At 62.6% G+C, this 11,636-nt stretch carries 13 protein-coding genes and 1 pseudogene; 2 read left to right on the forward strand and 12 right to left on the reverse strand.

The window, feature by feature from the left end:
- A partial coding sequence (locus JJ869_RS18130; protein WP_292269213.1) for a terminase small subunit, Nu1 occupies positions 1 to 476 on the reverse strand: 476 nt, incomplete at its 3' end.
- Between the two features lie 115 nt (positions 477 to 591).
- Between JJ869_RS18130 and JJ869_RS18135 the strand changes: the two genes are divergently transcribed.
- Both JJ869_RS18135 and JJ869_RS18140 read left to right on the forward strand, forming a co-directional pair.
- Positions 592 to 804, forward strand: a complete 213-nt coding sequence (locus tag JJ869_RS18135) for a hypothetical protein (protein ID WP_292269216.1) — start codon at positions 592 to 594, stop codon at positions 802 to 804.
- 90 nt (positions 805 to 894) lie between these two features.
- On the forward strand, positions 895 to 1,437 hold the full coding sequence (locus tag JJ869_RS18140) for a DUF3489 domain-containing protein (RefSeq protein ID WP_292269218.1): 543 nt from the start codon (positions 895 to 897) through the stop codon (positions 1,435 to 1,437).
- A 56-nt stretch (positions 1,438 to 1,493) separates the two neighbouring features.
- Here JJ869_RS18140 and JJ869_RS18145 read toward each other — a convergent pair whose 3' ends face one another.
- The 11 genes and pseudogenes from JJ869_RS18145 to JJ869_RS18195 form a co-directional block, all read right to left on the reverse strand.
- Positions 1,494 to 2,171 (reverse strand): class I SAM-dependent methyltransferase, encoded by a 678-nt coding sequence (locus JJ869_RS18145; RefSeq protein ID WP_292269219.1) that lies wholly within the window; start codon positions 2,169 to 2,171, stop codon positions 1,494 to 1,496.
- A 305-nt stretch (positions 2,172 to 2,476) separates the two neighbouring features.
- Positions 2,477 to 3,379: a zinc metalloprotease HtpX gene (gene htpX, locus JJ869_RS18150; RefSeq protein WP_292269222.1), complete on the reverse strand. Its 903-nt coding sequence runs from the start codon at positions 3,377 to 3,379 to the stop codon at positions 2,477 to 2,479.
- A 74-nt stretch (positions 3,380 to 3,453) separates the two neighbouring features.
- Entirely contained in the window at positions 3,454 to 3,672 is a 219-nt protein-coding gene (locus tag JJ869_RS18155) for a hypothetical protein (protein WP_292269225.1), read from the reverse strand.
- Positions 3,669 to 4,901, reverse strand: a complete 1,233-nt coding sequence (locus JJ869_RS18160; RefSeq protein ID WP_292269226.1) for a DNA modification methylase — start codon at positions 4,899 to 4,901, stop codon at positions 3,669 to 3,671. Before JJ869_RS18160 ends, JJ869_RS18155 begins: the two co-directional genes overlap by 4 nt.
- Before the next feature lie 423 nt (positions 4,902 to 5,324).
- Positions 5,325 to 5,711 carry a DUF6362 family protein gene (locus tag JJ869_RS18165; RefSeq protein ID WP_292269227.1) on the reverse strand — a complete coding sequence of 129 codons (387 nt, stop codon included), beginning with the start codon at positions 5,709 to 5,711 and terminating at the stop codon, positions 5,325 to 5,327.
- Positions 5,704 to 5,904: a hypothetical protein gene (locus tag JJ869_RS18170; protein WP_292269230.1), complete on the reverse strand. Its 201-nt coding sequence runs from the start codon at positions 5,902 to 5,904 to the stop codon at positions 5,704 to 5,706. The genes JJ869_RS18165 and JJ869_RS18170 overlap by 8 nt, the downstream gene beginning before the upstream one ends.
- Complete coding sequence (locus JJ869_RS18175; RefSeq protein WP_292269232.1) at positions 5,901 to 6,389, reverse strand: hypothetical protein; 489 nt, start codon at positions 6,387 to 6,389, stop codon at positions 5,901 to 5,903. Before JJ869_RS18175 ends, JJ869_RS18170 begins: the two co-directional genes overlap by 4 nt.
- 348 nt (positions 6,390 to 6,737) lie before the next feature.
- A complete protein-coding gene (locus JJ869_RS18180; RefSeq protein WP_292269234.1) occupies positions 6,738 to 9,062 on the reverse strand; it encodes a PriCT-2 domain-containing protein in 2,325 nt (774 codons plus the stop codon).
- Positions 9,062 to 9,286, reverse strand: coding sequence for a DUF6511 domain-containing protein (locus JJ869_RS18185; RefSeq protein ID WP_292269235.1), 225 nt, complete (start codon positions 9,284 to 9,286; stop codon positions 9,062 to 9,064). The genes JJ869_RS18180 and JJ869_RS18185 overlap by 1 nt, the downstream gene beginning before the upstream one ends.
- Positions 9,283 to 11,019 (reverse strand): DEAD/DEAH box helicase, encoded by a 1,737-nt coding sequence (locus JJ869_RS18190; RefSeq protein WP_292269237.1) that lies wholly within the window; start codon positions 11,017 to 11,019, stop codon positions 9,283 to 9,285. The genes JJ869_RS18185 and JJ869_RS18190 overlap by 4 nt, the downstream gene beginning before the upstream one ends.
- Positions 11,013 to 11,636, reverse strand: a pseudogene (locus tag JJ869_RS18195) (hypothetical protein); the annotation flags it as partial. The gene JJ869_RS18190 and the pseudogene JJ869_RS18195, both read right to left, overlap by 7 nt.

Here is an 11,636-nt window from a genome sequence, read left to right on the forward strand (position 1 = left end):
ATGTGGGCTTCAAGTTCAATGTCTGGCTGCGCGAGATCATCGAGCACCTCGCGGATGGCGGCGCGGATCAGGTTCCGGGTGTCTCCGACGGTTGATTGTTCAAAGGCTTGTGGTGCTAGCCGGTCAGGCAGGGCCAAGAGGCGGGTTCTCAGGAGCGCCAGCACCGCGATCCAGGCCGCCTCGATCTGGTCCGCCGCAATCAGCGAGCGGCGCTTTTCTTCGGCTTCCATTTCAGCGAGGTCAGCGCGTGCTCGGATGAATCGGGCCCGTTCGGCAGCATAGTCTGGCGCGCCCGCCTGCGCCTTTACCGCCTGATCGCGCAGATAACGGACATAGCCGCGGACCGATCCAATCAGATCATACTGGCCGCGTTCGGCCTTGGGGATCACGCCCTCGCGGCTCAACTGCTGGACCCGCCGTTCCGAAAGGTCGAGCAACCGCGCGATCACGCCGATGGGTTGGGTTGCCGACGACATGATATGACCCCCTCCCCCCGATCAAAGCCATGTAATTGCTACGATTATACTGGATCAACTTGGCCGCCAGAGCGAAGCTCAAGACAACACCCAAGACAATTCAGGAGCCATCGACATGAGCAGCCGGCCGACAGCACAAGACGCGTTCATCGCCAAAAAAGCCGCGATCGATGCGATGCTCGTACGGCTACAGGCGCTGAGCTCAGATCACTTCAACACCCATCCCGACGAGGTCCATTGGGGGCATGTCGGCAACCTCGATTATTACGCCGAGCTCTTGCAGCGCATCACCGACAGCGCCTTCAAGGAAGGCGAACACGCTGAGTGAGACAGCCCGGCCAACGCGTCAGCCCCGCCGTGCGGGGCGTGGCCTCGTAGAAGGGCCCGCATGCCGCGCGCCCCAACACGGAAGACGACGATGCCCCAGCTTTCCGAAACCCAAGCCCTGATCTTGAGCGCCGCTGCACAACGGCCCGAACACATCGCCCTGCCGCTGCCAGACAGCCTACGGGGTGGCGCCGCCACCAAGGTGGTCGGGGCAATGCTCGGCAAGGGCTACCTCGAAGAGGTCGCCGCCGACATACGCAAGGGCGAGCCCGTCTGGCGGGAAACCGGCGACGGCCACGGCCTTACGCTGGTCGCCACCAACGCCGGCCTCGCCGCAATCGGAATCGAGGCGGACCACGCGCCGACCGAGGACCCTGAGTACGTTACCCCTACTGAACAGACGGCCGCGCCAAAAACGCGCATACCGCGCGAAGGCACCAAGCAAGCCAAACTGATCGCGATGCTGCGCGCGCCAGACGGCGCGACGATTGAGGAGATCATGGTCGCCCTCGACTGGGCGGCTCACACTATCAGGGGCGCTATGGCCGGAGCGCTTAAAAGAAAGCTCGGGCTCAAAGTGACCTCGCACAAGGTCGATGGACGTGGGCGGGTTTACAGACTTCCAACCGCCTGATCCGACATCGCCGAGGTTTCTCGAAACCCCCGCCCTCATTGGGCGGAGGTTTTCCATCACGGGTGCTTCCTGCGGAACACGCTGTATTGAAAGCTCTGCCGATTGCCCTTGGGCGTTATGTGGACATGACGTCGTGAGTTGATCATCTCAAATTTGCCCGGCACCAGACTGTTCAACACCTGCGCCAGCCCCTCAGAAGTATAACGGACCACCGGCAACCCAGAGCATTTCTCCGGCCCATCATCCGCGAATGTCGCGATGATCGCGACGCCAGCAGGTTGAAGCGCTTCGGCCATCACATTCGCATAGGCTTGCCGCTCATCTCCCTGGGTCAGAAAGTGAAACACCGCTCGATCATGCCAAACTGCATAGGCCCGGCGCGGTCGCCAGCTCGTCACATCAGCTTCAATCCACTCCACGCTGTCGCCACGAGTGCCAAGTCTCTCTCTGCTGAGATCGAGAGCTGAGCCCGAAAGGTCCAGCACCGATAGCGACGTGAAACCATCATCCAATAGCGCATCCACCAGCCGCGACGCACCAGCGCCAATGTCGATCAAGTTGTCGCCGGGTTTCAGATACAATCTGACAAGTTTGAGGGAAGTGGACGGTGTTTCCTCAAACCATGTCAGTTCTTCCTCGGATCGCCCACGATAAACACTGTTCCAGTGATCCTGTCTGCCTGCCATCGTGTCCGACCTCTCGTGTCGATCATCCAATTCGACCGGGGCAATCATGGCCGATGCATCTGCTACGTCGCAACATCCTGACGGCAAGCAAAGGGGAACCTTTTCTGGGGCCAGCCGAAACGTAAGCAAGCAGACAAAGCGTCGTGTCCATAATCGGCGACAAAACTAAGAGAGTGCACCGCAGAACGCTCAAGAACCGAGCACCCGATTGGCTGCCAGAACCGTGACCGCTGCCTGTACTTGTAGAATCGATGCGTGCGGTCCTACGGTCATCTCACCCCTTCGAGAGCTTTCAAAGCTCAGACGTAGCACTTGAGGCCAGCTTCACGCTGGCCTTATTCTTTGGGTCGTCTTCATCCCCATGGACTTTGGCGCTGTGAGCGCCGCAGTGATGACTGCTCACGCCGATACCCGCCGCCCCGCCGCGCAAGCTCCTGCAGGGCCGCCACTCGGTTCTCCGTGCTCGGATGGGTGGCAAATAGGTTGTCATAACCATGCGCATGCAGTGGGTTGATGATGTACATGTGCGCCATACCCGGATTGCGCTCGGCGGCATGGTTGTCGATCCGCGAGGCCAACCTCTGGATCCTGGTAAGCGCTGAGGCGAGCCACATCGGATTCCCGCAGATCTCCGCACCAAGCCGGTCGGCTTCGTATTCACGGCCGCGACTGATCGCCATCTGCACCAGCAAGGCCGCCAGCGGCGCCACGATTATCATGACAAGAACCCCGACGATCCCGAGCGGGTTGTCCCGGCGGCCGCCAAAGAACATCGCGAAGTTCGCCAGCATCGAGATCGCTCCCGCAAAGGTCGCCGTCACCGTCATGATGAGCGTGTCGTGGTTGCGTATGTGCGCGAGCTCATGAGCAATCACCGCCGCGAGCTCCTCCCGGCTCAGGCTTTGCAAAAGGCCGCGAGTCACGGCCACCGCAGCGCGGTCCGGGCTCCGGCCCGTCGCAAAGGCATTCGGCTGGACGGTGTCGATGATATAGAGCGCCGGCACAGGCATGCCGGCGTTCCGCGACAGTTCCATCAGCATATGATTGAGGCCGCGCGTCTCAGGGCCCGTGGCCGGCCGAGCCCCCTGCATCGACAGCACGATCCGATCAGAGTTCCACCAAGTGACGACGTTCATGCCGGCAGCCATCACCAACGCCAGAACGGCTCCACCGCTGCCACCAAGCAGCCAGCCGACACCCATGAAGAGCGCCGTCATCAATGCCATCAACATGGCCGTGCGTGCATATCCCTGCATAGCCAATCCTCCGGAATAGCCCCGCAGGATATGGGGAGACACAGATCAGCGCACAAGCGAGCCCGGCACGTGGCCTAGCCCCGCACTCGGATTGCCTCGAATAGCCGCCTGAGGAGATACCCACGCACCAGCGAAACACCGACGAACGCCAGGCCAATGGCCAGATGTTCACCAACCGCAGCGTCGAGACCGAACCAAGGAAAGACCATGATCTGCGTGATCACCGCGAGGACGTAACCGACCGCGACGTTTGTCACCGCTTCAACCAATGACATTTTGCGGGACTGAGTCATGCTGCGATGCGCTCCGACTTCAGGTCGTCGAACATCTTGTCGCCCTTCTCGAGGACGGCCTGTTTCCCGGTGAAGTTTTGCCAACGCTGGACCGCCACATCGACGTAAGCCGGGTTTAGCTCAATACCGAGGCAGACGCGGCCCGTGATCTCGGCGGCGATCAGCGTGGTGCCCGATCCCATGAAAGGCTCGTAGACCGCCTGACCCGGGCTCGAGTTGTTCAGGATCGGCCGCCGCATGCACTCGACCGGCTTCTGCGTCCCATGCACGGTCTTCTCGTCCTGATCCTTGTTGGCAATCTGCCAAAGCGTGGTCTGCTTGCGGTCGCCCGCCCAGTGGCCCTTGCCGGATTTGCGCACGGCATACCAGGCGGGCTCGTGCTGCCAGTGATAATCCCCGCGGCTCAGAACCAGTCGGTCCTTGGCCCAGATGATCTGGGATCGGATGGTGAACCCGCAAGCTTCCAGGCTTTCCGCCACGGTCGCCGCGTGCAGCGCGCCATGCCAGACATAGGCGACGTCGCCGGGGAAGAGAGCCCAGGCCTCGCGCCAGTCAGCGCGGTCGTCATTCAGTACCTTGCCGGTGCGCTTTGTCTTGGCCGCCCCTGCCTGGTTGCGCCAACTGGGATCGTATTCAACCCCGTACGGTGGATCGCTGACAAGCAAGAGCGGCTTTACGCCGTTCAGTACTCTCTCGACATCCGTGGCAACCGTGCTGTCGCCGCAGAGCAGCCGGTGGTTCCCGAGGATCCAGAGATCGCCCGGGCGGCTGATCGGAACCTCGGGGGTTTCCGGAACCTCGTTTTCGCCTTCCTTCAGGCCGGTGCCTTCCTCAAGGCTCGACATCAACGCGTTCAACTCGTCGTCTGTGAAGCCCGTTAGCCCGAGGTCGAAATCCGCCTCCAGCAAGTCCGCCAGTTCGAGGTTCAAGAGGTCCTTGTCCCATTCGGCGTTCTCGCCCGAACGGTTGTCCATGATCCGGAAAGCGCGCGCCTGAGACGCGGTCAGCCCCTTGGCGACATGCACCGGCACTGTCTTGAATCCGAGCTTGCGCGCCGCTTCCAATCGCGTGTGCCCGGCCAGCACGACCATCGCCTCGTCGACAACGATGGGCTGCCGCCATCCGAACTCCTGGATCGAGGCCGCGACCGTTGCGATCGCCTGCTCGTTGCGCCGCGGGTTGCGCGCATAGGGAATGATCTGCTCGAGCGGCAGGTCGACGACGTCCATGGTATTGTCCTTGAGGATGCCCGAAAGCGAAACGGGTCTGAGGGCCAAAGCGAAATGGGGTCAGATCCCCGTTTCGGTTCAGGCGTAGGTTTCGAGGCCGTCAGGCCTTTGTTTTGTTGGGGTTCGGCGCAAACCGAAACGAAACGGGTATTTTCAGGGGTGTCACTGGGAAACCCTCGGGCCTCGCCCCCCCGAATACGGTCATGAACAGGAGGGACCCGTTCAATTTCAATGGGTTACGCGGTGCAACATTTTGAATGGAGACAGTTTTTCCGGAAAACCGATCACCATTTAAACCGCTTCGAAACAACCAAATCCATCACAAAAACGGGGAGAGACGTCTTTGCAACGCACTCTCCCCATCATGCCTTTCAGATAGCATGGATTTGTTGCAATTGTCGAAAGGAAAAGTGTTGCAACACTTTATGCAGCTGCAGCATTGAGCCGCGCCGCAATCTTGGTCAACGCGAGCTTGTGCTGCCGCCAAGCGGTGCTGCGATCCACGCCCAATTCGTAGGTGATCTCCTTCCAGGGACGGCGGGCCGCTCTCCACCAGATCAGCCGGCGTTCGTCTTCGTCTAGCCACAGCACCCAGTCAAAGGTCTGCTCAAGCCGCGTGATGGCAGCGATCGAAGGGCGGATACGCATGGGCTCGGGCTCCATCGCGAGGATCTCCTTTTCCGACCGCACGATCTGGGGCCAGGCGTTAAAGTATCCCTGCACCCTCACCGGCGGCAGCTTGCGTAGGGTGCCGAACGCTTCCTCGAAATGATCGGCGACATCGTCTGCGGTCCAGATGTGGTCAGCCATGACGCACCTCCCTGCCTTCGACACGCTTGCCATAGAGCTTTGTGCCGAGCTGTTCGACCAAGGCGCGCTCTGGCCAAGTCAGCCGGTGGTCGTTGGCGCTCACTGCCAACACACCCTGTTCGTGCCAGCCGTCCCGTTTGACTTGTTCGGGATCCCGGCGCTGGCCGCCGTAGCCTTTGGGGTAGAGCCTCATGCTGCACCTCCCCGGTTGTCCAGAGCCCAGTGCAGGATGGCGATGGCATCAGCTTCGTTGTCGTCCGCCGGGCTATAACCACGCGCACGGGCGGCGGCGATCATGGCCTCTTTGGAGGCGTTGCCCTTGCTGGCGGCGTGCCGCTTGATCGTGCCCACCGGCACGCCCTCGTAGGGCACGCCGCGCAATTCGCTCCACGAGGTCAGCGAGGCCATGAGCCCACCGTAGACATGGGCGGCGTCAGTGCCCGCATGGCGGCGCACCTCCTCGAACCAGATCGCTGAAATGGGCCCGGACAGCCGGTCCAACTCCGTCAGCCAGTTCGTAAAGCGCAGATAGCGCATGCCGCCGCCATCGTAGCGACCGGGTTTGAAGCTGGCCGTTCCGGTTGTGATCAGACCGTCATGGCCGCGGATCGCCCAGCCTGTGGTCGTGCCGAGATCGAGCGCCAGCACACAGCGCGGGGTGTTTTCGGGTTGGGTCATGGAGACCTCCTCTTCGCTTTGGCGAGCGTGGCGAGAAGGCTGGCCGGTGAAGGCTGCGGTCTCGCCAGGCCCCGAAGGGTGGTCTGGTCATGTCAGGCGCGGGGCGAGCGGGCCGCCCGGCAGTTCTTTCTAGACCCATGAGGGGTTCAGTGGAAGCTTTTCGCCACCTAACCCCTTGGCGTACCTATATAATATATATATTTCATATTATTATATAGTTATAGGGGGTAGTCATTCTCTATTTATACCGCGCGCGCGTACACGCGTAGGGGGATAGGTGTTCTCTTGAAAGATTGAAGGACGTGACAGATCTCAATTTTGGCATAATTGTCAGATGGTTACACATGATCAAGGTTCCTTCTGCAGGATTTTGCGCCCTGAAGCATCCCGCCAGGGGCCGACCCAGCGGGCCATGCGATAGACCATGGCCTGCCTAGTCGATGAGCCGCGCATGCCAGTGGTAATGTCCCCGCTCTCGATCAGGGTCAGCAGGATCTCGTCCCGGTCGCGCGATTTCAGCCATTGCGAGGCCCGGGTAATCTCGGATTTGGTGATCCCCTTGGACCCGGAGGCGCGGATGATTTCCTTCAGCCGCTTCAGGTGTGCCTCGGTCTCGGTGTCCGCGACATGCCGCTCGACCGCCTCCATCGTTCGCTGCGCGTAGTGCAGCACGAAATTGATGGCCCAATCCGCCGCCGTGATCTCGATCTCGGGCGTTGCTGGATCACGACCCACCGCCACGATGAGCGCAAGCTTCAAGGCGTTTTCCCCGATGCGGGCGAGGATGGCCGTGAAGGCCGTGCCAGCCGCGGCGCGCAATTCCTCGGTCAGCTCGATGCTGAGCTGGCGGAACCGGGCCCGGGCCTCTTCGGTCATGGGCACGATCATAGGGTTCACGGCAGTGTTCTGATCGGCGGTTTTGCCTGTCAGATTGCCCTTCTTGCCCCCTCCGCCCGCCGCTATCAGTTGCAGCCCCTGGATCAGCGCGGGCGGGGCCTGCCGGATGCCGACGGCAATGTTCTCGTCGGGGTAGTCCTCGTCGCTGGGCAGGATCAAGAAACGGGCAAGCGAGCCATCAACCACGTTTGCCCCCTGCAGCGCCCCCCAAAAATGCAGCGGCGTCGTGGTGCCATAGACGCAGAGGCAGGGCTGGTTGATGTCGCGCCGCTCGTTGGTGCCGTCCCGGTTTGCGTATTCCGCGCCAAGGAAGATCCCGCCGGCCGAGGTGTAAAGCTCGGTCATGTTGTCGAGGATCTCGGTGATATGGCGCGGGCTGCGCTTGCGGTCTGCAGCAGCTGACAGGAACATGCCGAACTCGTCGATCTGGAAGAGGATCGCGGGCTGGCGGTGCAGTGCGGTCAATAGCCCCGCGCCGGAGGCGATCTTGTTGCCGCCGAGGTGATGGGCGAGCCCCGCCTCGAAGAAGGTCTCGTTGATGATTTCGCGGGCGTGGTTCTTGCCAGACCCGCTGTCAGCGATGCCCACAACATAGAGGTTCGAGCGCAGGTTGCTCTCGGTCCGGTAGTTCCGACCCATCAGCGCGCCGATGGCGCAAAGGCTGGCACCAAGCGACAAAAGCGGCTGCGGACGGCGGGCCGTGGTCAGCATGTAATCGGTGAGATCACCCACCAACCCGTCAGGAATAGCCAGCGAGAACGGCGGTGTGGCTGGGGCCAGAGACGCTGCCGCTGTTGCAAAATCCAGCCTCGCCAGCAGGCCCGCCGCCGGATGGTTCTCGGCCTCGGGCGCGCTTCCATCTAGGCGAAGCTCCGCGTCCGGCTGCCACCCGCGTTCCATGGCGAGATGGTAGATCGTGCCAGCCCCGATCCGGTCGGGCTTGAAGCTGGTCCAGGCCTTCATCGTGGTGGTTGGCACATCCTTCGCCGCCTGCGCGGACCAGTCGGCAAAGAGATCGGCCCCGGCCTCGCCAAGCGCCCCTTTCAGGGCCATGCCGACGCGCATCCAGCTATCATAATCCAACTCGGCATTCGGCAACCAAGCAAGCGCCGCCTCGATTGCGGGCAAGGTTCCGATCTGGCTGTGGCTACGCGCGATGTCACCGGCTGGTGCATTGGAAGCCAGTCCGCGCTGCCGCAGCGTTTCCGGCAGCAGCGCATAGGCCTCCGCGAGAAACGCCACCGCAGCTTCGGCCGTGATTTCCGGCAGGTCGGTGATGTCGATATCCGCCAGACCCTCCTCGGGCCAGGCATAGGGCGCGCCAGTGTCAGGGTGGATGGCATAGGCCACGAACTGCTGCCCGAGGCAGAGCACCTCCAGAGGATGGCGTTTGATACCCCGGAACGGCGCAGCCGTGCGATAGACCAGCATGCGTTTTGGCGCCCGACCAATACGCAGAGCGGGTGTATCACCGAGGCGTTCACGCGCCAGTTTCTCAATCCGAAAGGCAAGGTCAGCATCATCTTTGATGTCGATATCGACGGCGGCCACGGCACCGCCGACAATGCCCACACCGCACTCCGGCCAGCTGGCCCATGTGGTAACCTCAACCTCGGTGGTGCCGCGCTCGGCATGGCGGTTCCATTCCGGGTAGTCCGCCCAAGCCCCGCGCTGGAAGCGGCCGGGCTTCTTCGTTCCCGGGCCGATGGGCAGGATGGCATAGCCATTTGTGACGAGCCGCGCGCCGAAGCGCGCCATGAAGGATGTGTCGGCCATCAGAAAGGTACCTCGGGGGTCATGGCGTCGAGGCGTTTGCGGTCCTTGGCCGCAAGCTCGCGCAGGTAGTCGCAATATCCGGTGACGACCGCATCGATGAAGCGGTCCCATTCGGTCTCGGTCAGGGTGGCGAGATCGGACTTGCCGATATGCTCGAGATACTCGCCGCCCATCTGGCCGCCGACGGTCATCGCCTCGGCCTCGTTCGGGGTGGGATCAATCATGCCCTTCCTCCCATGGCAGATGTCCTGGCAGGTCCGGCTGCAGAGGTGCTTGCGGCTGGCATCGCGCCGCGGGTCGGAGAGCCGATAGTGTGGGTTGAACCAGCCAAACCCACGAGGTTGCCGGTGGCAGACGACGCAGAGGCCGGTGTGGAGTTCGCGCATGGGTTAAACCTGTGGCCGGAGACTTCGACATAGCGGCCCGAGGGACGGACCGAGATTGCGCTAGGGCGGGCAAGACGCGCAGACTGCAAAATGGCCTCGTCCACGCTGAGCGGCACCGGGCAGCCTGGGGCGCGCTTGCGCCACCACTCCGCGGCCTTCTGCCGGGCATAGCCCGGGTGCTCAATGCAGACCCATTCGCTGTAGGACTTCAGCCCGCAGCTATAGGTGATCTTGAGCGACGGCAGCCCGCCCAGCTTGTCATGGCGGCTGTAGGAGACGCCATGCACGGGCAGCCATTGGACCTTCGGCGACAGGACTGGGAGCGTGGCCGCAGTGGGGGCGATTTTTACCGCCTGGGCCGGAAAGGCGTAACCGCAGTCCGGGCATTCAGCCGCCGAAAGTGCGATGATGCTGTCGCATTCCGGGCAGAGCTTGGTTGGGGCCTCACCGCCACCGGCCTCGCCCGGCCGCCGGGGCCGCACCAGATCAATCGGCCCGTGGCGGCGAACATTGCCGGCGAAGTCAAGGACCAAGCAGTTTTCCTTGCCCGGCGCGAGGCGCGTGCCGCGACCCACCATCTGCACATAGAGGCCTGCCGACTTGGTGGGGCGCAGGAGCGCGATCAGGTCAACAGCGGGGGCATTGAAGCCGGTGGTCAGCACGCCCATCGAGGCCAGCGCGCGGATTTCGCCGCGCTTGAAGGCGGCAATGATGGCATCGCGCTCGTCCTTCGGCGTGTCGCCGAAGATGGTGCGGCAGGTGATGCCTTGGCAGGCAAACTCTTCAGCGACATGGCGGGCGTGCTCAACACCCGAACAGAAGGCCAGCCAGGACTTCCTGTCGCGTCCGTGCTCGATAATTTCGGTGACGGCAGCTCGCGTAATGGCCTCCTGATCGACGGCAGCCGCAAGATCACGCTGGATGAAATCGCCTGCGCGGGTGCCGACCTTCGAGACATCCAGCCGCGTGGCGGGCTGTTTCGACACGAGCGGGCTCAGATATCCAGCGTCGATCAGATCGCGGACCGGGGCTTCATGGGCAATGTCTGTGAAGAGCGCGTTCTTGCCCTCATGCAGCATGCCGCTGTCCAAGCGGAACGGCGTGGCGGTCAGCCCGATCACCTTGAGCGCCGGGTTGATGCGGGTAAGGGCATCAAGGAAGCGGCGGTACATGGTGCTAGAATTGCCGGGGATGAGATGTGCCTCGTCGATCAGCACGAGATCCGTGTGGCCGATCTCAGCCGCACGGCCGTGGATCGACTGGATGCCAGCGAAGAGAATGCGAGCCTTTGCCTCGCGCTTGCCCAAGCCCGCCGAATAGATACCGGCCGGGGCCTCGGGCCAGATCCCGATCATCTCGGCATGGTTCTGGGCGATCAATTCGCGCACATGGGTCACGATTAGGATGCGCTGGTCGGGCCATGCCTTCAGCACGCCCTCGATGAAGGCGGCCATGACGAGGGACTTGCCTCCAGCGGTCGGGATCACCACCAGCGGGTTGCCCTTGTTGTTCTGGAAATAGCCGTAGATCGCAGTGATCGCGGCCTGTTGATAGGGGCGCAGGGTCAGCATGGCGCGGCCTCCGTTGTGCGGGCGTCGTTTGCCCAGGTCGAGCCATCGGCCATGCGGTAGGTGACGAGATCGTCGCCCGCATCGATGACCTCGCCCGGAACGAGATCGGGGATGAAGAGATGGCGGTTGCAGGCCGCGCGTTGCTCGGCAGGTGCCAGCATCCGGTCGTGGCGGGCGCAGTGCCAGCCGCCGTCAACGGGCGTCGCATGCAGACAGGACCGGCAGGTCACGGCCGCCCCACCACCCTCGTGGCAGACGGCATGGTGATCGCAGAACCGGCATTCGAACCAGGCCGGGTCCTCGCTGATCCGCGAAGGCGGATGCTGGGCGAAAATGACGCGCCCGGCCTTGTCCAGCAGACGCTCGGCCATGGCGCTGTCGGCCTCGATGCGCTCGATATGCAGCGCGTCGGTGTCCTTGCAGACCGCCACATACAGTGCGCGGGTGATCCCCGTCAGGTGCATGTAGATCTGCATCTGCGCGGCATGCTGGGGCTTGGCCTGCACCACGCCTTTGGCGGTCAGCTCAGTGAAGCTCTTGACTCCATGGGTCTTGAACTCGAGCACATGCCAGGTCTTCGGGGCCTCGAGGATGCCGATGGCAACGCCGTCCAGCGA

It is taken from the genome of Marivita sp., from assembly GCF_017643905.1.
In the GTDB taxonomy this organism is placed as follows: Bacteria; Pseudomonadota; Alphaproteobacteria; order Rhodobacterales; family Rhodobacteraceae; genus Marivita.